Source organism: Streptomyces erythrochromogenes (assembly GCF_036170895.1).
In the GTDB taxonomy this organism is placed as follows: domain Bacteria; phylum Actinomycetota; class Actinomycetes; order Streptomycetales; family Streptomycetaceae; genus Streptomyces; species Streptomyces erythrochromogenes.
The window spans coordinates 8057490-8075909 of sequence record NZ_CP108036.1 but is presented as its reverse complement, the minus strand read 5'-3'; the positions used below and the strand labels follow the sequence as shown (position 1 = coordinate 8075909).

The 18420-nt window shown below is 73.1% G+C and carries 20 protein-coding genes and 2 pseudogenes; 14 read left to right on the top strand and 8 right to left on the bottom strand.

The features are described from left to right. The first annotated feature begins 79 nt into the window (after positions 1-79). Both OHA91_RS37145 and OHA91_RS37140 read left to right on the top strand, forming a co-directional pair. A complete protein-coding gene (locus OHA91_RS37145; RefSeq protein WP_245240131.1) occupies positions 80-829 on the top strand; it encodes an LLM class flavin-dependent oxidoreductase in 750 nt (249 codons plus the stop codon). 62 nt (positions 830-891) lie between these two features. Further along, positions 892-2097, top strand: a complete 1206-nt coding sequence (locus OHA91_RS37140) for an alpha/beta hydrolase family protein (RefSeq protein WP_328740858.1) — start codon at positions 892-894, stop codon at positions 2095-2097. Positions 2098-2250: 153 nt separating this feature from the next. Here the strand turns inward: OHA91_RS37140 and OHA91_RS37135 are convergent, their stop codons facing one another. Next, on the bottom strand, positions 2251-2676 hold the full coding sequence (locus OHA91_RS37135; RefSeq protein WP_328740857.1) for a pyridoxamine 5'-phosphate oxidase family protein: 426 nt from the start codon (positions 2674-2676) through the stop codon (positions 2251-2253). Between the two features lie 35 nt (positions 2677-2711). Beyond that, complete coding sequence (locus OHA91_RS37130; RefSeq protein WP_051893218.1) at positions 2712-3038, bottom strand: STAS domain-containing protein; 327 nt, start codon at positions 3036-3038, stop codon at positions 2712-2714. A 263-nt stretch (positions 3039-3301) separates the two neighbouring features. On the opposite strand from OHA91_RS37130, the gene OHA91_RS37125 reads away from it, so the two are divergent. Then, entirely contained in the window at positions 3302-4027 is a 726-nt protein-coding gene (locus tag OHA91_RS37125) for a response regulator (RefSeq protein WP_266504770.1), read from the top strand. A gap of 25 nt (positions 4028-4052) precedes the next feature. Here the strand turns inward: OHA91_RS37125 and OHA91_RS37120 are convergent, their stop codons facing one another. Then, positions 4053-4928: a universal stress protein gene (locus OHA91_RS37120; RefSeq protein ID WP_328740856.1), complete on the bottom strand. Its 876-nt coding sequence runs from the start codon at positions 4926-4928 to the stop codon at positions 4053-4055. A gap of 511 nt (positions 4929-5439) precedes the next feature. Here OHA91_RS37120 and OHA91_RS37115 point away from each other — a divergent pair. Together OHA91_RS37115 and OHA91_RS37105 are read left to right on the top strand one after the other, a co-directional pair. Further along, positions 5440-5935: pseudogene (locus tag OHA91_RS37115) on the top strand (response regulator transcription factor). 18 nt (positions 5936-5953) lie between these two features. Continuing rightward, complete coding sequence (locus OHA91_RS37105) at positions 5954-6418, top strand: cyclic nucleotide-binding domain-containing protein (protein ID WP_031151779.1); 465 nt, start codon at positions 5954-5956, stop codon at positions 6416-6418. Between the two features lie 72 nt (positions 6419-6490). Here OHA91_RS37105 and OHA91_RS37100 read toward each other — a convergent pair. Beyond that, positions 6491-6709 (bottom strand): annotated as a pseudogene (locus OHA91_RS37100) (histidine kinase); the annotation flags it as partial. A gap of 377 nt (positions 6710-7086) precedes the next feature. Here OHA91_RS37100 and OHA91_RS37095 point away from each other — a divergent pair. The 6 genes from OHA91_RS37095 (at position 7087) to OHA91_RS37070 (ending at position 11705) form a co-directional block, all read left to right on the top strand. Then, positions 7087-7755 carry a CBS domain-containing protein gene (locus OHA91_RS37095; RefSeq protein WP_031151776.1) on the top strand — a complete coding sequence of 223 codons (669 nt, stop codon included), beginning with the start codon at positions 7087-7089 and terminating at the stop codon, positions 7753-7755. A gap of 54 nt (positions 7756-7809) precedes the next feature. Further along, positions 7810-8808 (top strand): Acg family FMN-binding oxidoreductase, encoded by a 999-nt coding sequence (locus OHA91_RS37090; RefSeq protein ID WP_266504777.1) that lies wholly within the window; start codon positions 7810-7812, stop codon positions 8806-8808. Positions 8809-8922: 114 nt separating this feature from the next. Next, positions 8923-9258 (top strand): ArsR/SmtB family transcription factor, encoded by a 336-nt coding sequence (locus tag OHA91_RS37085; protein WP_031151774.1) that lies wholly within the window; start codon positions 8923-8925, stop codon positions 9256-9258. Continuing rightward, on the top strand, positions 9258-9962 hold the full coding sequence (locus OHA91_RS37080) for a cation transporter (protein ID WP_328740855.1): 705 nt from the start codon (positions 9258-9260) through the stop codon (positions 9960-9962). The genes OHA91_RS37085 and OHA91_RS37080 overlap by 1 nt, the downstream gene beginning before the upstream one ends. Next, positions 9959-10588: a methyltransferase family protein gene (locus tag OHA91_RS37075; protein WP_031151772.1), complete on the top strand. Its 630-nt coding sequence runs from the start codon at positions 9959-9961 to the stop codon at positions 10586-10588. The genes OHA91_RS37080 and OHA91_RS37075 overlap by 4 nt, the downstream gene beginning before the upstream one ends. Before the next feature lie 169 nt (positions 10589-10757). Next, positions 10758-11705 carry a cation diffusion facilitator family transporter gene (locus OHA91_RS37070; RefSeq protein ID WP_328740853.1) on the top strand — a complete coding sequence of 316 codons (948 nt, stop codon included), beginning with the start codon at positions 10758-10760 and terminating at the stop codon, positions 11703-11705. A gap of 43 nt (positions 11706-11748) precedes the next feature. Here the strand turns inward: OHA91_RS37070 and OHA91_RS37065 are convergent, their stop codons facing one another. Next, entirely contained in the window at positions 11749-12726 is a 978-nt protein-coding gene (locus OHA91_RS37065; protein ID WP_031151770.1) for a phage baseplate protein, read from the bottom strand. A 196-nt stretch (positions 12727-12922) separates the two neighbouring features. On the opposite strand from OHA91_RS37065, the gene OHA91_RS37060 reads away from it, so the two are divergent. The 3 genes from OHA91_RS37060 (at position 12923) to OHA91_RS37050 (ending at position 15454) form a co-directional block, all read left to right on the top strand. After that, complete coding sequence (locus OHA91_RS37060) at positions 12923-13186, top strand: hypothetical protein (protein ID WP_031151769.1); 264 nt, start codon at positions 12923-12925, stop codon at positions 13184-13186. 119 nt (positions 13187-13305) lie between these two features. Continuing rightward, the gene (locus OHA91_RS37055; protein WP_328740852.1) at positions 13306-14505 is read left to right on the top strand and encodes an NAD(P)/FAD-dependent oxidoreductase; all 1200 of its coding nucleotides are present in this window, start codon (positions 13306-13308) and stop codon (positions 14503-14505) included. A 10-nt stretch (positions 14506-14515) separates the two neighbouring features. Beyond that, positions 14516-15454: a sigma-70 family RNA polymerase sigma factor gene (locus tag OHA91_RS37050; RefSeq protein WP_031151767.1), complete on the top strand. Its 939-nt coding sequence runs from the start codon at positions 14516-14518 to the stop codon at positions 15452-15454. Positions 15455-15603: 149 nt separating this feature from the next. On the opposite strand, the gene OHA91_RS37045 is transcribed toward OHA91_RS37050, so the two are convergent. The 3 genes from OHA91_RS37045 to OHA91_RS37035 form a co-directional block, all read right to left on the bottom strand. Continuing rightward, positions 15604-16239, bottom strand: coding sequence for a carbonic anhydrase (locus OHA91_RS37045; protein WP_031151766.1), 636 nt, complete (start codon positions 16237-16239; stop codon positions 15604-15606). Between the two features lie 43 nt (positions 16240-16282). Beyond that, positions 16283-16927, bottom strand: coding sequence for an L-threonylcarbamoyladenylate synthase (locus OHA91_RS37040; RefSeq protein ID WP_031151765.1), 645 nt, complete (start codon positions 16925-16927; stop codon positions 16283-16285). 319 nt (positions 16928-17246) lie between these two features. Then, on the bottom strand, positions 17247-18362 hold the full coding sequence (locus tag OHA91_RS37035) for an AI-2E family transporter (protein ID WP_031151764.1): 1116 nt from the start codon (positions 18360-18362) through the stop codon (positions 17247-17249). Between the last annotated feature and the right edge of the window lie 58 nt (positions 18363-18420).

Here is an 18420-nt window from a genome sequence, read left to right as displayed (position 1 = left end):
GCTGGACCTGGGCCTGGGCCGCTCGGCGGGCGCGCCGCCGGCGCGGTCCGGCGAGCCCGCGCCGCCCGTCACCCCGGTCGTGGACGGGTACACCCCGGGCGGGCTGCGCATACCGGGCCGGTTCTCCTTCGCGCACCTGCTGGGCCATCCGCGGGTGGCGCTCCAGCAGAGGCTGCTGAACCTGCCCGGCGCCGTGCCTCAGGACTACGCCGAGCAGATCGACGACGTCCTCGCCCTGCTGCGCGGTGAGTACCGCACCCCGGAGGGCGTGGAGGCGCACGCCGTCCCCGGTGAGGGGGCCGACGTACAGGTGTGGATCCTGGGCAGCAGCGGCGGGGTCAGCGCGGAGACCGCCGGCCGCAACGGGCTGCGGTTCGCCGCCAATTACCACGTCAGCCCGGCGACCGTGCTGGAGGCCGCCGAGGGGTACCGGGCCGCCTTCAAGCCGTCCGCGGAGCTGGACCGGCCGTACGTGACGGTGTCCGCCGACGTGGTCGTGGCGGAGGACGACCCGACGGCCCGCGAACTGGCCGCCGGGTACGCGCCGTGGGTGCGCAGCATCCGCACCGCCGAGGGCGCCATCCCCTACCCCACGCCCGCCCAGGCCCGCGCCCTGCCCTGGACGGACGCGGACCGTGAGCTGGTCGCCGACCGGGTGGAGACGCAGTTCGTCGGCTCGCCGCAGACGGTCGCCGACCACCTGGAACGGCTCCAGGAGGCCACCGGCGCGGACGAGCTGCTGATCACCACGATCACGCACGGCCACGCGGACCGGGTCCGCTCCTACCGCCTGCTGGCCGAGGAGTGGGCGCGCCGCGGCCGGCACTGAGCAGCGCGGCGTGCGGTCGCCCGGGGGCCCTCGTACGGTGGTGGTGTATTCCGGGAGGCATCGTGGCGTACCGGTTCTGCGAGAACGAGCAGTTCGACTTCGAGGTGCTGGTGCTCCTCGGGGCTGCCTGGCAGAAGGGCTCCGATCCCGGCGAAGTACTGGCCACGGCCTCGGCGCTGCGCGATGCGGACGGCCGCGAGTGGTTCGAGGGCTGGACGGAGCTGGCCCGGCGCGTCCGGTCGGACGGCGAACGGGCGTCCGCGGCCGGGCGGGGGACGAGCGCACGGGACGCGTGGCTGCGGGCCGCGGGCTACTTCGGGACGGGGCTGGTCGCCGCCGACGCGCTGAGCGACGAGACCCGGCTCCTCCCGGTGTTCCGCCGGCACCGGGAGTGCTTCGAACGGTTCGCGGCGGCGTGGGAGCCGGCCGCGGAGCGGGTGGCGGTGCCGTACGAGGGGACCGAGCTGCCCGGCTACCTCTTCCGGCCCGCCGCGGGCGGGGCGGACGCACCGACGGTGATCGTGAACAACGGCAGCGACGGTCCGGTGAGCACCGCGTGGACGATGCTCGGCGCGCCGGCCGTGGCGCGCGGCTGGAACGCCCTCCTCTTCGACGGCCCGGGGCAGCAGTCGATGCTGTTCGAGCACCGGATGCCGTTCCGCCCGGACTGGGAGAACGTGATCACGCCGGTGGTGGACTTCCTGCTGGGCCGCGACGACATCGCGCCCGGACGGCTGGTGTTGGCCGGGATCAGCCAGGCCGGCTACTGGGTGCCCCGGGCGCTCGCCTTCGAGCACCGGATCGCGGCGGGCGTCGCGGACCCGGGTGTGGTGTCCGTGGTGGACAGCTGGTGGAACCACTTCCCGCCGGAGCTGCGCGAGCTGTTCGACTCCGGCGACCGGGACGCGTTCGACGGGGTCATGCGCGAAGGGCTCGCGGAGGACGGGGAGTTCGCCGCGTACTGGCGGTGGCGGGCCAAGCCCTACGGGATCGACTCACCGTTCGATCTGCTCACCGAGATGGGCCGGTACGACCTGACGGGGGTGCTGGACCGGATCACGGTGCCGCTGCTGGTGACCTCGCCGGAGGGCGAGCAGTTCTGGCCCGGCCAGTCGCTGCGGCTCTACGAGGCCCTGCCGGGCGAGAAGGCGTTCGTGGAGTTCACGGCGGCGGAGGGCGCGGACCTGCACTGCGAACCCCTGGGCCGGGCCCTGTTCGAGCAGCGGGTCTTCGACTGGCTGGCCGTCCGCCTCGGGGCCGCCGCCTGATGTCCTTCGGGCGCGGGCGTGCCGATCCGGGTCAGCGACGAGGTGTTCGGCAACCAGCGTGGCAGCAGGCTCGTGTGGCGGGCGCCGCTGCCCGGCGGCGGCTGAGGTGAGGGCTCGTGTCGGCTCCAGGCCCTCGATTTCAGGGCCTCGGCTTCAGGCCCTCGGTGCGGGGCGCGACGCTTCCGCCTCCAGCCGGAATCCGGTGACGAGGTCCGGGCGGATCCTCAACGCGCCGGTCGTCGGCGGTCCGACCCAGGGGCGCAGCAGGTCCGCGTACCGGTCGGCGTCATCGGCGTCGGCCACCGGGCGCGCGTAGCCGGTGACGACGACGCTCCAGCCGAGGTGCGTGTCGGGGTCGATGACGTCCGCTTCGTAGGCCACGACCACCCCGGGGGCCTCGGCCGGGGACGCCAGTGAGCCCAGGGCCCCGCCTTCGTGGATCCGGACGATGATGTCCTCGCCGTCGACGAAGTGGTTCACCGGCCGGACGGCGGGCAGCGCGTGCCGGGTGAAGACGATGCGTCCCAGCGACACCGTGGCGAGGAGCCCCAGGGCCTCGGCCCGGTCCAGTTCCCGCATGTGCCGTGGGGCTGCGGACCGGGACGGCTGCGCGATCACGAGACGACGAACTGCAGGTCGCGGTCGGCGGCGAGCACCCGCATGGACTTGATTACCTGGGGCGGCACGTCGCACAGCAGCAGCCGGGTTCCCGCCGCACGGGCGCGGCGGTCGAGGCGGGTGAAGAGGTCTATGCCCGCGCTGTCGCAGAAGGAGAGGCCGCGCAGGTCAAGGATCAGGTTCCGGTGTCCGGACTCGGCGAGTTCGCGCAGGCGCGGCCCCACGTGCTCCACCGTGAAGAAGTCGAGCTCTCCGGCCAGGGCGATTCTCAGGCCCCGGTCGTCCCGGGCCACGGTCTTCAGGTCGATCAGGGCGGTCCTCATGGCGTCCTCCGCGCTGCGTGCGGCTCCGTGGAGTCGCGCGGTTCCCCGTGTGCCCTCAGTCCATCCGGTGCCGCAGGCCACCGGGAGGGCCCGGCAGGCCCTCCGGACAGGGCCGAAGGTCCCCTTCCGGAGGGCCTGCCGGTACCTGCCGTCGGAACGGCAGCGCCGATGAGGGCCGATCGGCCCTGTCCGTTCGGCCGTACGGGAGGCAGGATGCCGGTGTTCGTGCGTCCAGGCACGAACCCAGGCCGAGGAGTTGTGTCATGACCGGCAGCGGTGCCCCCTCCCCCGCGACGAACGCGAGCGGCGCGACCGAGCCCATCAGCGTCTTCCTGCTCGACGACCACGAAGTCGTCCGGCGAGGAGTGCACGACCTGCTGGACGCCGAGCCCGACCTGACCGTGGTCGGCGAGGCGGGCACGGCGGAACAGGCACTGGTCCGCATCCCCGCGCTGCGCCCCCGGGTCGCGATCCTGGACGTACGGCTCCAGGACGGGGACGGGGTGAGCGTGTGCCGCGAGCTGCGCTCCCGGATGCCCGAACTGGCCTGCCTGATGCTGACGTCGTTCGACGACGAGGAGGCGCTGCTGGACGCCGTGATGGCCGGGGCCTCCGGCTACGTCCTGAAGCAGATCACCGGCACCGACCTGGTGACCGCGGTACGGACGGTGGCCGCCGGCCAGTCGATGCTCGACCCCGGGGCCACCGCGCGGTTGATGGCCCGCATGCGCGGCGAAACGCCGAAGGAGGAGCAGGTCCCCGGGCTTCCCGGCTTCACGGACCGGGAGAAGGAGATCCTCCTCATGGTCAGCGAGGGCCTCACCAACCGGGAGATCGGCAAGCGGCTGTTCCTCGCGGAGAAGACCGTCAAGAACATCATCTCGCGGCTCTTCGTCAAGCTCGGTGTGGAGCGGCGCGTCCAGGCCGCGGTCATCGCCAGTCACGCGCTGACGCCGCCGGGACAGCGCCCGGCACGTGCTCCGGAGTAGGGACGGGGAAGCCGTCCGCCGACGGTCATCGGTGCGGGACGACTGCCACGGGGCAGGCCGCGTGGTGCAGGACCGCATGGGCCACCGACCCGATGCGCGAGCCCAGCACCGCGTCGCGGACGCGCCGGCCGACGACGAGCAGCCCGGCGTCCGACGCCGCGGCCAGCAGCGCGTGGCCGGCGCTCCCCTGCTCGACGCGCGCGACGGCCTCCACTTCGGGGTACCTCGACCGCCACGGCTCCAAGGCCTGCTCCAGCGCGGCCTTCTCGTACGGTTGCAACCCGCCGAGCCTGTCGGCGATCCCCAGCGAGCCGGGGCTGTAGCCGTAGACCGGGGGCAGGCTCCAGGCCCGCACCACGCGGAGCGGAACCCTGCGCGCCGCGGCCTCCTCGAAGGCGAAGCGCAGTACCTCGGCGGACTCCTCCACGCCGCCCTGCTGGCCGACGACCACCTCTGCCCCGTCGGCCGCGGACACCGCCCTGCCCTGCCCGGCGCGGACGGAGACGACGGGGCACTCGGCGGCGGCGATCAGCTGCTGCCCGTACGAGCCGAGCAGGAAGCCGGCGACGGCGCCGTACCCGCGGGAGCCGAGCACCAACATCTCCGCCTCCTTGGCGGAGCGCAGCAGGGCCGGCACGGGGACGTCGGGCACCACTTCCGCGGTGAGCGCGAGCCGCGGGTGGCGGCGGGTGAGCTCGGCCTCGGTCTCCTCCAGGATCTCCTGGGCCCGGCGGGCCTCGGCGCCGCGGTCCTGCACGACGGGGACGGCGAGCGGCTGCCACAGCCATGCGTGGACCACGTGCAGGTGCAGGTTGCGGCGCTCGGCCTCCCGCGCGGCCCAGTCGGCAGCGGCCCTGCTCCCCGGGGAGCCGTCCACTCCGACGACGAGGGTGCGCTTCACAGGTCTGTCCTCCGTACTGACGCGCGAGGCGTCGGGGTCGCCGGCAGGGATGGGTGGCGCCGGCCGGGGGAAGGACCGGTCGCCCCGGGATTCACCTTCCTCGGGCCGGGCAGCTCCGGAAAAGGGCCGACCGTCCCTCCCCGGGGGACGGTCCTCCCCTGTCGGCCGCCCCGCCCAGGGCGTGCGCCTCCGGGGCCCGGGGCACGGCGGCCCCGCCGTCCTCACCGACTCCTGGCTGGAGGACACGTACAGCACGTCCCTCGACTCGGTCCACGACGGTACGGTCACGGATCCCCGAGGCCGAGTCCGACGCCCTGTTGCCCGGCTGGGGGAAGGCGGACCGGCCCTGTCCGTAGGGAGCAGGCCTCCGGCCGTGCTGGCGCAGGCCCCGGCCGTCACCCTTCGTGGCCCCCACGGGCCGGCGGGAGCCGGACCAGCGGGTGGGCTCGACCCCCTCCTGAGACAATGCGGGTGGAAGCAGGTACGGCGTCACGCGGAGCAGGCGGCGAACATGTCCGACGTACCGGGCGCCTCCGCGGAGGCGCACATCAAGGTGTGCCTCCTCGACGACCACGAGGTGGTGCGGCGCGGGCTGCGGGACCTGCTCGACGCCGAGGCCGACATCACCGTGGTGGGCGAGGCGGCCGCGGCGGACCAGGTCCTGGCCCGGGGGCCGACGCTCCGCCCGGACGTCGCCGTCCTCGACGTCCGACTGCCCGACGGCGACGGGATCGCCGTCTGCCGGGAGCTGCGCTCCCGGATGCCCGAACTGGCCTGCCTGATGCCGACGTCGTTCGACGACGAGGACGCCCCGCTGGACGCGATCATGGCGGGGGGGGAGAGAGGCCGGGTACGTGCTGAAACAGAACGGGAAACGGCTCCACCTCTCGGAGAAGACCGTCAAGAACCACATCTCGCGGCTGCTGGGAAAACCGGGAGTCGAACGGCGGGTCCAGGCAGCCGTCATCGCCGCTCAGGTCCACGAGCAGGGGACGAGCCGGACGTGAACCAGGAGGCCTTTTCTGATGAACTCCACCTCTTCCATCCGCTTCAACGCGGCGCTGCCGGCCGACTGTCGTACCCGCCTGATGGAGATGGCCGGTGAGGTCAACTTCGACGAGGGGGCGCACCTCTTCCGCGAGGGCGGTCGCGCCGACCGGTTCTGGATCGTCCGCTCGGGCACGGTGACCCTGGACATCCATGTGCCGGGCCGCCGCGCGGCCGTCATCGAGAGGCTCGGCGCCGGCGAGCTGGTCGGCTGCTCGTGGTTGTTCGCCCCGTACACCTGGCGCCTGGGAGCCGAGGCGATGACACCGGTCCGGACCCACGAGTTCGACGCCGTGCGCGTCCGCGAGCTGATGGAAGCGGACACCGCGTTCGGCGCGGCCCTCGGGCACTGGGTCGGACAGGTCCTCGCCCATCGGCTGCAGGCCGCTCGGGTCCGCCTGCTCGACCTGTACGCGCCCTACGGCAGCGGCAGCTACCTCTGACGGAGAGGTGACAGGGCGGTCACCTCGGCGGCTGGGGGAGCGGAACCACCACGTGAGGCGGGTGCCGGCCCCGCCCGCCTCCCCCGCGCCGATCCGGGCACGGAGATCGTCGGTGATGCCGACGGGCAGGAACTCGGCCGGCTTGCGGTCGTCGCCGGTGACGCCCAGCGCGCCGTACTCGGCGCCCACGAGGACGACGGCGGCCTCGACGATGCCGTTCAGGACCTGGGGCAGGTCCAGCTCGCGGCCCACCGACATGACGGCCCCCAGGAGCCCGTTCAGCCGCAGCCGCGGCACGCCACCGGTAGCGGGCCGGCAGTCCGCGCCCGCGTCCCGCCTCCGGCCGACGGAAGCGGTGGAGGGCGACCCCCTTCCACGGTAGTGCCGGCAGGAGCTGCGAGCCCGCCGACCGGGATACTCGTCCGTCGCGGCCTTCGCCGTGCCGTCGAGGCCGGTGCGGCCGCGCGGAGAGGGCCGCCCGGGGCCGCGTTCGGGACCAGTGGTCCCCATACCCCGGGCGCGATCCCGCTCCGGCCGGCCCTGATGGCCTTACGGCCCCCGGTGGGGACCGTTCGGCCCTCGTCCACCGGCGGGTGCGGAGGGATGGTGGGGGGACACCCGACCCGGACGCACGTCGCTCGCGTGACACGACGGAGCAGGAGGACGTCATGAAGCACATCAAGGTGGCGGATCTGATGACCGACGAGGTCGTCTCGGTGGCCCCGGAGACCGCCTTCAAGGACGTCGCCAAGCTCCTCGCCCAGTACGGCGTCTCCGGACTGCCCGTCCTCGACGACGAAGACCGCGTCGTGGGTGTCGTCTCGCAGACGGACCTCCTGGCCCGCATGGCACCGGCTTCACATCCGCTTCAGGAGGGCGACGCACCGGCAGGGCCGCCCACGGCCCGCGACGTCATGTCCGCCCCTGCGGTCACCGTCCGCGCCGACGAGACGGCCGGTGACGCGGCCCGGCTGATGACCCGCCGGGGCATCGAGCGGCTGCCCGTCGTGGACGAGGAGGACCGCCTGGTCGGCATCGTCACCCGCAGGGACCTGCTGCGCCTGTTCGTGCGCCCGGACTCCGAGATACGCCGCCGGGTCGCCGACGAGGTCCTCGCGGAAGTGTTGGACGTACCGCTCGGCGACATCGACGTCCACGTGGTGGACGGCATCGTCACGCTGGAAGGCCGCGTCGAGCGCCGCAGCCAGCTCCCCGCGCTCCTGCGCCTCGTCGAACAGCTCGACGGGGTCGTCGCCGTGACGTCCCGCGTCACGGCCCGGACCGACGACACGCCGACCGCTCGAGCCGGACGCGCGGGCCACGCGCTGATGTGGTGAGGGGCTGCCGGACCCGGAAGTCCATACGAGCACGCACACCCACAGGACAGCGCCATGACCACAGCACGCCTCGACCCCGACAACGTCGCCCGGCTCGTCGGCGACGCCGTGACCGCCCCGTCCATGCACAACGCCCAGCCATGGAAGTTCATATTCCGCCGGGCTGACGACGTCATCGAGCTGCGCGGCGATGCGGAACGCGCCCTGACCCGCACCGATCCGCACCACCGGGCCCTCCACCTCGGTTGTGCGGCAGCCCTGTTCAACCTGCGCGTCTCAGCGGCCCGGCACGGCCTTCGGGCTCGCGTGCGCCTGCTGCCCGACGAGTCGCAGCCGTGGCTGCTGGCAACGGCGGCGATCGGCCCACTCGCACTCTCCGACGAGGACCACGAGCTGGCCGCCCTGCACCCCGCCCTGCGTCGTCGGCACACCAGCCGCTTCCCGTTCAGCGACGAACCGGTCCCGGACGCTCTCCTGGACGGCCTGAGGAGCGCCGCCCGTTGGGAGGGCTGCCGGCTGACCGTCGCGGGCGACTGGCACCTGGAGACCGTGCTCGGGCTGGTACGCGACGCGGAACACCGCGAGGACATCGACCCGCTCGTCCGGGCGGAGACCTCTGCCTGGACCTCCCCCGGGCGCGCCTCGTCCGGTGCACGCCGGGACGGCGTTCCCGCCGGCGCGTTCGGCCCTCGCAGCTCCCGAGGCCCCTCCCCCGTACGGGACTTCGGCCGGGACGCCCCCGCGGCGGACCGCGGCTGGGCCGTGTTCGAGCAGCGGCCCCAGCTCGCGCTGCTCGGCACCCCGACGGACACGCGGGTCGACTGGCTGCGGGCCGGGCAGGCGCTGGAACGCGTCCTCCTCCGGGCCACCGCCGACGGCCTGGCCACCTCGATGACCTCCCAGCCCCTCGAATGGCCGGAACTGCGATGGACGGCCCGCGACCCGCTCGACGCCATGGGTCACGTCCAGATGGTCCTGCGCCTGGGCTACGGCCCCCAGGGACCCGAGACACCACGCCGCCCCGTCGCCGACGTCCTGAAGATCCGGGAGTAGGCGCCGAGGCCGCGCGGGATGTGGCGTCGCCCCCGGCCGGCTGCGCCGTCGTGCACGACACCCCCGCAACAGTTCAGGATTCCCTGAATTCACGAATCGATGTACTGTCGAGCTGTGCTGAACATCGCCGAAGACATCGAGGTCCTGGCGCGCTTCGGGCGCGCGCTGGCCGATCCGATCCGCTGCCGCCTGCTCCTCGAGATCCGCGAGGCCCCGGCGCACCCTTCCGACCTCGCCGACAAGCTGGGGATCTCCCGCACCCGGCTGTCCAACCACCTCGCCTGCCTGCGCGACTGCGGCCTCGTGGTCGCGGTCCCCGAAGGCCGCCGCACCCGCTACGAGCTGGCCGACGCGCGCCTCGGGCACGCCCTCGACGACCTCCGCTCCGCGGTCGTCACCGTCGCCGCCGACCGGACCTGCGCCGAGGCGGACGAGAAGGGGTGCTGCTGATGGCCACCCTGGCCCTCGGCCCGTCGCCCGCCCGGCGCGAGGTACTGACCCGCCGCATACGCCTCCTCGTGGCCGCCACCCTCACGTACAACGTCATCGAGGCGGTCGTCGCCCTCACGGCGGGCACCCTGTCCTCCTCGACCGCGCTCATCGGATTCGGCCTCGACTCGATCATCGAGGTCTCCTCCGCCGCGGCGGTCGCCTGGCAGTTCTCCGCCGGGGAGCACGCCCTGCGGGAGGCCCGTGAGCACAGGGCGCTGAGGATCATCGCCGTCTCCTTCTTCGCGCTCGCCGCCTACGTCGCCGTCGACGCGGCACGGTCGCTGACCGGCGCCGGCGAGGCGTCCCCCTCCGTGCCGGGCATCGTCCTGGCCGCCCTGTCGCTCGCGGTGATGCCGTTCCTGTCCGCCGCCCAGCGCAGGGCGGGGCGGGAGCTGGGCTCCGCGTCGGCCGTGGCCGACTCCCGGCAGACCCTCCTGTGCACCTACCTGTCCGCCGTCGTCCTCGCCGGCCTCGTCCTCAACGCCACCCTCGGCTGGACCTGGGCGGATCCGATCGCCGCCCTCGTGATCGCCGCCATCGCCGTCAAGGAAGGCCGCGACGCGTGGCGGGGCAAGGGCTGCTGCGCACCCGGGCGGCCTGCCGGCCCGTGCCGCACCACCGACACCAGCGACACCACCGGGAAGACGAAGGAGAAGCAATGAGCAACTGGGCTTGGACCGCGCTGGCGTTGTTCGCCGTCTGGGCGGTGACCGCGTTCGGCATTCGAGCCGCCGTGCAGCGGCGCCGCACCGGAGACGCCGGCTTCCGGGGCATCTCGGGCCGGCCCGGATCCGCCTCGTGGTGGGCCGGCGTCCTGTTCGTCCTCTCCCTCCTGGGCGGAGCTGCTGCTCCCGCCGCCGCACTGGCCGGAATGCCCACGCTGCCCGGCGCGGGCGACAGTACGGCCCTTCGTTGGACGGGGCTCGCCGTGGCCCTGGCGGGAATGGCCGCCACGCTGGTCGCGCAGAGCGGGATGGGTACCTCCTGGCGCGTCGGCGTGGACGCCGCCGAGCGCACGGAACTCGTGACCTCCGGACTCTTCGCGTACGTGCGCAACCCGGTCTTCACCGCCATGACCGTGACCGCCGCTGGGCTCGCCCTGATGGTGCCGAACGCCCTTGCCGTCCTCGCGTGGCTCGCTCTCGTCCTCGCCGTCGAGCTCCAGGTCCGCGTGGTGGAGGAGCCGTACCTGGCCCGGGTGCACGGCCCCGCCTACGTCGGCTACACCGCGCGGGCAGGCCGGTTCGTCCCCGGCGTCGGCCGACGCGCCTGCATCCCCGGGGCCTGATCGGGAGCGGGATCCCGCGGGCGATCCGACCGCCTCCGGCTCCCGGGCTCCCGGGCTCCCGGGCTCCAACACGAACGGCTCCGTGCCCGTGGCGTCCCAGGCTTCGGGCTCACCCCTGCCAGGCTGACCACGGGATCGGCCGGCGCCACAGACCAGGAGGAACAGCACCATGGGACACGGCCAAAGCCACGGCTCCTCGACCAGGGACGACGGTGGTGACGGGCACGCCCACGGCCCGCGGATCGGCAGCGCCGGCGAGCGCCACCAAAAGCCGTTGGCCATCGCCTTCTCCATCACCGCGGCGTACGCCCTGGTGGAGGTCGTGGCCGGCGTCATCACCGGCTCCCTGGCCCTGATCAGCGACGCCGCCCACATGGGCACCGATGTCCTGGGCCTCGGCCTGGCCCTCGCCGCGATCCGTCTCGCGAAGCGACCGGCATCGGGCCGGCGCACGTACGGCACCTACCGTCTCGAGGTCCTGGCCGCGATCATCAACGGCCTCCTGCTGTTCGGCGTGGCCTTCTACGTCCTCTACGAGGCCGTGCAACGCTTCCGCGACCCGTCCGAGGTGCCCGGCCTCCCCGTGCTGGTCGTCGCCGTCATCGGCCTCGTCATCAACCTCATCTCCTTCCGCCTGCTCACCGCCGGTGCCAAGGAGAGCCTCAACGTCAAGGGCGCCTACTTCGAAGTCCTCGCCGACATGCTCGGTTCCGTCGGCGTGATCATCGGAGCCCTCGTCATCTGGACCACCGGTTTCGAGTACGCCGACCCGATCATCGGCGCCGCCATCGGCCTGTTCATCCTGCCGCGCACCTGGAAGCTGATGCACCAGGCCCTGCGGATCATCATGGAAGTGGCACCACCCGATGTCGACGTCGAGGCGGCGGAACGGGACCTCGCCGCCGTCCCGGGCGTCCAGCAGGTGCACGACCTGCACATCTGGACCATCACCAGCGGCATGGAAGCCGCCTCCGCCCACGTGATGGTCGAGGACGGCGCCGACTGGCACGCCGTCCTCGACCAGAGCCGCCGGATCCTCGCCGAGCGGTACGGCGTCACGCACCCCACCATCCAGGTGGAGCCGGCCGACCACTCGGAGGAGCCGGCCGGATTCTGACCGCCGTCGACCGGCCGTCGACCGGCCGCCGGGCGCAGACGGCTCAGACCAGCACGTTCTTGTAGAAGATGCTGGAGCGGCGGTCGCCCTCCAGGCCGGTGGCGAAGCCGAGGAAGAGACGGCTCTCGCCGGCGTCGGTGCGGTAGACGGCCAGGCCCTCGGGCTCACGGTGGTGGAGGGTGGAACCGGCCTTGGTGAGGACGGGGCCCTGCTTCACGGTGCCCGTGTTGATGTCGACGCTGGTGATGTAGGTGTTGCCGTCGCCGACCGGAGTGCCGGGCTCGGGGTAGGCGTCACCCGTCAGGTAGTACATGTACGAGCCGTAGAGGGCGTAGCCCTGCGGGGTTCCGGGGATCGCCGGCTGCTTGAAGTCGACGAGCGGCGTACCGAAGTTGCGCGTCTGGAAGGCGGAGAGGGGGTACACGGCGATGCGCTTGCCGTCGCCCGTGTGGTACCGCACGATCATGCGCTGGTGGACCGGGTCGACGGAGCAGGTGTACTCGGCGGCTCCGGCGATCGGCTGGTAGGCGGCCGAGGCGGCCGGAGAGCCCAGGGTGGTGTTGGCCGTGTAGGGGATGGGGGCGAGCGCGGTGCCGAACCCCTTGGTGTTCGCGGCGCACTCGATCCACAGCTCGGTGCCGGAACCGTCCGGCAGGGCGGCGAAGGCGACGCCGTGGCCGAAGCCGTTGAGGTGCATGTACGAGATGTAGTTCCCGTCGAAGTCCATCTTGTTGATGCACAGGTCGCCGTCGGCCTCGGTGCTCCCGCTCCGCTTGGTCGCGACGAACAGGAACTTGTTGGCCCAGTCGAAGGCGAAGCTCTGCTGGACCCGCGCCCCGTGCGTGTCCTTCGAGCGGAACAGGTCGTGCGACGGCTGCGTGAGATCGAACCGCTTCGTGGTGGCCACCGAGGCGGAGGCGGTCTGCGCTCCGATGCCGAGCCCGAGCGCGGCGAACGAGGCACCGGCACCGGCGCGTATGAGGCTGCGGCGGGAAAGGGGGAAGCCTGAAGGGTGGTTCACGGGAGGACTCCAGAGCGGTGGTGCGGGGGCAAGACCACGCGATGCTACCCGTCGCAGGCCGGGCGCAACGATCCAGGTCACACTGGGCAGTTGGACTCGGACGCCTGCGGGATCCCGGCGCCCACCCACCACCGCTCGTCTCCGTGGGACACTGGAGTGCCAACGGGCTCCTGGCGGTCTTCTTTCCGGAGGCGGTATGGCGGTCACCGTGCTCACCGTCGCGATCATCGTGGCTGCCCTGGTCATCAGGACCGCGGTCGCGGAGCTCCGCGCCCCCGGGAGCGCACGCAGGCAGTGGGCCTTCCTGACCGACCGGCGCGCATGGGCGGTCGCAGCCGGCGCGGCCCTGGTGCTCGGCGCCTTCGGATGGGCCACGGCCGGTCCCACCGCCGCGCTCTGGGCGGCACTCGCAGGCCTCCTCGTCGCCTCACTCATCGGCCCCGGGGGGAAGGGCGACTGAGGCCGACGGTCCGCGCAGGCCAGATCCCTGATCCCGTGAGCCACGTCACATCCCGTTCCTGTCAGCAATCGGGGCGGCGTCCCGTTCAAGGGGCACGCGAACGAGACAGGAGCAACGCCATGAAGCACCGCATCGTCGTACTCGGCGCCGGATACGCCGGGGCCTTCGCCGCCGGGAGCCTGGCCCGCAGGCTCTCCTCCGCCGACGTCGAGATCACCGTCGTCAACGCCGTGCCCGACTTCGTCGAGCGGATGCGGCTGCACCAGCTCGCGACCGGTCAGGACCTCGCGGTGCGCGGGCTCGCCGATGTGTTCGCGGGCACCGGGGTCCGGCTGTGCCTGGCGCGGGTCACGGGCGTCGACCCCGCGTGCAGGACGGTCGCCGTGACCGGGGAGGACGGCGACCGCGAGCTCGCGTACGACACGCTCGTCTACGCGCTCGGCAGTTCCGCAGCCCGCCACGACGTGCCGGGCGTGGCCGAGTACGCCTTCGACGTGGCCGGCCTGTCGTCGGCGCTGAGGCTGCGCGAGCGCCTGGCCCGCCTCGACGGGGGCGGCACCGTGCTGGTCGTCGGCGAGGGGCTGACCGGCATCGAAACCGCCACCGAGCTGGCCGAGTCCCGGCCCGACCTCTCGGTCGCGCTCGCCGCCCGCGGCGAACTGGGCGCCTGGCTCTCCCCGAAAGCCCGCCGCCACCTGCGCCGGGCCTTCGACCGGCTCGGGGTCACCGTCCACGAACACACCGGCATCGAAGCCGTCGAGCCGACACGGGCGATCGCCTCCGGCGGAGCGGCCATCCCGGCCGATGTGACCGTGTGGTCCGCCGGGTTCGCGGTGCACCCCATCGCGGCCGCCGGCGGCCTGGCGGTCGCGGGGACCGGCCAGATCGTCGTCGACCGCACCATGCGCTCGGTCTCGCACCCGGATGTGTACGCCGCCGGTGACTGCGCCTACGCGATCGGCGACAACGGCCGGCCGCTGCCGATGTCCTGCGCCTCCGCCGGCTTCACCACCATGCAGGCGACCGCCGCGATCATCGCGCGGCTCACGGGCACCGAGGTCCCGACCATCGGGCTGAAGTACCACGGCAACCACATCAGCCTGGGGCGGCGAGACGCGATCTTCCAGATGGTGGACGGGGACGTCCGGTCGAAGTCCTGGTACCTGGGCGGCCGGATCGCCGCCCGGCTCAAGGCGGGTGTGCTCAAGGGAGCCGGTTTCGGCATCGCCCACCCGACCTTCGGCAGGCCGAAGCGCAAGCGCCGGCTGGCCGCCGCGGCCGGCGCGCCCGACCGGATCGGCGCGAGGGCCGCCGCATAGGCTGATCCGCATGGACATGGCAGCTATCGATCGGTTCGAGGCCGGCCGGGGCCGGCTGGCCTCGCTCGCGTACCGTCTGCTCGGCTCGGCGGCCGACGCCGAGGACGCCGTGCAGGACGCGTTCCTGCGCTGGCAGGCTGCCGACCGGGAGCGTATCGACGTACCGGAGGCATGGCTGACGAAGGTCGTCACCAACCTCTGCCTCGACCGGCTCCGGTCGGCTCAGGCGCGCCACGAGCGCGCCGTCGGGGACTGGCTGCCCGAGCCGCTCCTCGACGGCGACCCGATGCTCGGCCCCGCCGACACCTTCGAGCAGCGCGAATCGGTGTCCCTGGCCGTACTGACCCTCATGGAGCGCCTCTCGCCGGTCGAACGTGCCGCCTACGTGCTGCGCGAGGCCTTCTCGTACCCCCACGCGGAGATCGCCGGGATCCTCGACATCACCGAGTCCGCGAGCCAGCAGCACGTCCACCGAGCCCGGCGCCGGGTCGCCGCCGAGCGTCGCGGCGGCGGCGAGGTGGACCCCGCAACCGCGCGCCGGATCGTCGAGGAGTTCCTGACCGCCGCGTTGTCGGGGCGCACCGAACGGCTGGTGGCGCTGCTCACCGCCGACGCGACCGCGGTCTCGGACGGCGCCGGACTGGCCAGGCGGCTGCTGCGGCACCGGACGCCTGAGCGCATCGCCTCGTCCGTACGGGCCGGCTTCAGGCCCACCGCGGCCAAGCGGCGGATGGCCGGCGGCTCTCCCGCCTTCCACATCGCGCGGGTCAACGGCTCCCCGGCCGTCCTCGCCGTGGTCGGCGACCGGGTCGTGGGCGCCGTCGCGTTCGAGGTCCGCGACGGAAAGGTCGCCTCCCTGCGCGGGATGGCCGCCGCCCACCGGCTCGCCCGCCTCGGCGAGACCTGGGCGCGGCACGAGGCCGGGGCGCCGGTCGTCGACGCGTGGTGACCAGTGCCGCCGGTCGTCGGCCGGCGTCCCGCCGGTTCACCCGAACGGGTCGGCCCGGCTCCCGCTCGGCCCGTGGACCGGTGGCCGCGGGGCCGGGCGGGGTACCGCTGCCTGCCGGTGGTGATCGGGCGTCGGGCTGACGGCCGGGGTCAGGCCGGCACCTCGTGCGCGAGACCGCGGGTGGTGACGACCCGGGCGCTGCCGTCGGCCAGGCGGTAGGACAGGCCCACCACGGCGGCGCGCCCCGCCGCGACCTGGTCGGCGAGGACGCGGGAGCGGTCCAGGAGCAGGTCGACGGTGTGGCGTATGTGCTCGGCGATGATGTCGTCCTCGTCGGTGAGTCCGGCTGCGCGGGCGGCCAGCACGCTGGGGGTGACGCGTTCGATGACGTCGCGCACGTACCCGGTGGCGCTGACGCCGTCGCTCAGGGCGGCGCGGGTCGCGGCGACCGCACCGCACGTGTCGTGGCCCAGCACGACGACCAGCGGGCAGTCCAGCACGCTCACCCCGTACTCGATGCTGCCCAGGACCTCCGCGCCCGCGACGTGGCCTGCGGTGCGGACGACGAACAGGTCACCGAGACCGCGGTCGAAGATGATCTCGGCGGCCAGTCTCGAATCGGAGCAGCCGAAGAGGACGGCGAAAGGGCTCTGGGCCGGAGCCGTCTCGGTACGGCGTGCCGCGTCCTGGTTCGGGTGCTCGGGTGCGCCCGCGGTGAAACGCCGGTTGCCGGCCAGCAGCAGCTCGAAGGCCTCGGACGGAGTAGGTGACAGCTGGGTACTCATAACCGCAGGCTACGACGCCGCCCGGACGGCCACCTGCCGAGGGTCACGTCTCCAGCAGGTCGGGCACGACGCCGCGCAAGGCCCGGGCGCTGATGGCACCGGCTCGCTTGAGGACCGGTGCCGGGCCGGTGAGATCCACGATCGAGGAGGCGACGGCGGCCTCGGTGGGCCCGCCGTCGAGGTAGACGGAGACGGAGTCGCCCAGCATGCCCTGTGCGGCGTCGCAGTCCTGCGGGGAGGGCCGGCCGGTCAGGTTGGCGCTGGAGACGGCCATCGGTCCGGTCTCGGAGAGCAGCGCGAGGGCAACGGGGTGGGAGGGCATCCTGACGGCGACCGTGCCGTTCGTCTCCCCGAGGTCCCAGGTCAGCGAGGGCAGGTGGCGGGCGACCAGGGTCAGCCCGCCCGGCCAGAACGCCTCCACCAGGGCCCACCCCTGCTTGGGGAAATCGGCGACCAGGTCGTGCAGGGCGTCCGGGGAGGCGACCAGGACCGGCGAGGGCATCGCACGGTCGCGGCCCTTGGCTCCCAGCAGGCTGTCCACCGCGTCGGGGTTGAAGGCGTCCGCACCGATGCCGTAGACGGTGTCGGTCGGGAGCACCACGAGCTCGCCCCGCCGTACCGCCAGGGCTGCCGCGCCCAGGCCGTCGGCCCGGGTCGAATCCGTGGAGCAGTCGTATCGAAGGGACATGGCCGTTCTCCATCCCACCGGGCTCTCCGCCCTAACCTGCCGGGTTACCCCGGCAGGTTACCGGAACGGGCCGCCCTGCTGAGCCGCACAGCCGTACAGCCGTACAGGCGCCTCTGACCGGCTGCTTCGCGACGGAAGGGCATGCGACCGGGCGGCAAGACGTCACCTCCGCAAGCCTTGTTTCGCCCGATCGGGGGAACCGCACCGCTGCGGCGGAGCCGACCTGGCAGCGGCGCGCCGAAGGGCGTTTCGACAGGGCCGGGGGCGGTTGCCGGCGGCCGGGGCACGGCCACCAGCAGTGCCCCGCCGCGCCGCGGTCCTATGACGGGGCGGGAGCCGCGGGAAGCCGTTCACCGGCTTCCGGCTCGTGCGGTGGTTCGCTGAGCTGGTCGCGCAGGTAGTTCCAGACGACGGCGATGAGTGCCGCCACCGGTACGGCGAGCAGGGCGCCCACGACGCCGGCCAGACTGCTGCCCAGTGTGACCGCCAGCAGGACCACCGCCGCGTGGAGACCGAGACTGCGGCTCTGGATCATGGGCTGGAACACGTTTCCTTCGAGCTGCTGCACCGCGACGATGATGGCCAGGACGATCAGCGCGTCCGTCGGGCCGTTCGACACCAGCGCGATGAGCACCGCCACCAGACCGGCGAACAAGGCGCCCACGATCGGCACGAACGCGGAGACGAAGGTCAGAACTGCCAACGGCAGCACCAGGGGTACGCCTACGATCCACAGGCCCAGGCCGATGAAGACGGCGTCGAGGAGGCCGACGAAGGCCTGGGACCTGACGAACGAACCGAGGGTCTGCCAGCCGCGCGTGGCCACGACCGGGATGTCGGTGGCGAGGCGGCCCGGGAGTTGGCGGGTGAGCCACGGCAGGAAGCGGGGGCCGTCCTTGAGGAAGAAGAACATCAGGAAGAGCGCCAGGACCGCGGTGATCAGGCCGTTGAAGATGGTGCTCACCCCCGTGACGACGGTGGAGACCGCGCTGCCGACGCTGTTCTGGAGGCGGTCCATGGCAGCGGCGGAGGCACCGCTGATCTGGTCGTCGCCGATGTTCAGCGGCGGCCCGGCCGCCCACTCCCGCAGTCGTTCGATGCCCTCGGTGACGCCCTCGGCCAGTTCGCCCGACTGGGAGGCCACGGGAACGGCGATCAGCGCCACGATGCCCGCGGCCACCAGGAGGGACAGCACGGTCACCACGGAGGCCGCCAGCGCGGGCGGCCACCCCCGTCGACGCAGGAATTCGGCCAGGGGCCAGGTCAGGGTGGTGAGGAACAGGGCGACTATGAGGGGCCAGACGACCGACCACATCCGGCTCAGGAGCCACAGGGCCGCCGCCGCCATGACCAGGACCACCAGCAATTCGGCGGAAACGCGCGCCGATGTACGGAGCGCGGCAGCGGCCTTTGCGGAACTCAGAATGGCAGACATGGCGTCACCCTATGCACCCTCCGATCGGAGTCGTGCAGGCTCGGCCCGGTCGACAGAG

Excerpts from the sequence above, each read along its gene's own strand:
- OHA91_RS37135 (WP_328740857.1), bottom strand. The coding sequence starts at position 2,676 with ATGCGGGAACTGGACCGGGCCGAGGCCCTGGGGCTCCTCGCCACGGTG.
- OHA91_RS37130 (WP_051893218.1), bottom strand. The coding sequence starts at position 3,038 with ATGAGGACCGCCCTGATCGACCTGAAGACCGTGGCCCGGGACGACCGG.
- OHA91_RS37125 (WP_266504770.1), top strand. The coding sequence starts at position 3,302 with ATGACCGGCAGCGGTGCCCCCTCCCCCGCGACGAACGCGAGCGGCGCG.
- OHA91_RS37105 (WP_031151779.1), top strand. The coding sequence starts at position 5,954 with ATGAACTCCACCTCTTCCATCCGCTTCAACGCGGCGCTGCCGGCCGAC.
- OHA91_RS37095 (WP_031151776.1), top strand. The coding sequence starts at position 7,087 with ATGAAGCACATCAAGGTGGCGGATCTGATGACCGACGAGGTCGTCTCG.
- OHA91_RS37090 (WP_266504777.1), top strand. The coding sequence starts at position 7,810 with ATGACCACAGCACGCCTCGACCCCGACAACGTCGCCCGGCTCGTCGGC.
- OHA91_RS37080 (WP_328740855.1), top strand. The coding sequence starts at position 9,258 with ATGGCCACCCTGGCCCTCGGCCCGTCGCCCGCCCGGCGCGAGGTACTG.
- OHA91_RS37075 (WP_031151772.1), top strand. The coding sequence starts at position 9,959 with ATGAGCAACTGGGCTTGGACCGCGCTGGCGTTGTTCGCCGTCTGGGCG.
- OHA91_RS37070 (WP_328740853.1), top strand. The coding sequence starts at position 10,758 with ATGGGACACGGCCAAAGCCACGGCTCCTCGACCAGGGACGACGGTGGT.
- OHA91_RS37060 (WP_031151769.1), top strand. The coding sequence starts at position 12,923 with ATGGCGGTCACCGTGCTCACCGTCGCGATCATCGTGGCTGCCCTGGTC.
- OHA91_RS37055 (WP_328740852.1), top strand. The coding sequence starts at position 13,306 with ATGAAGCACCGCATCGTCGTACTCGGCGCCGGATACGCCGGGGCCTTC.
- OHA91_RS37050 (WP_031151767.1), top strand. The coding sequence starts at position 14,516 with ATGGACATGGCAGCTATCGATCGGTTCGAGGCCGGCCGGGGCCGGCTG.
- OHA91_RS37045 (WP_031151766.1), bottom strand. The coding sequence starts at position 16,239 with ATGAGTACCCAGCTGTCACCTACTCCGTCCGAGGCCTTCGAGCTGCTG.
- OHA91_RS37040 (WP_031151765.1), bottom strand. The coding sequence starts at position 16,927 with ATGTCCCTTCGATACGACTGCTCCACGGATTCGACCCGGGCCGACGGC.
- OHA91_RS37035 (WP_031151764.1), bottom strand. The coding sequence starts at position 18,362 with ATGTCTGCCATTCTGAGTTCCGCAAAGGCCGCTGCCGCGCTCCGTACA.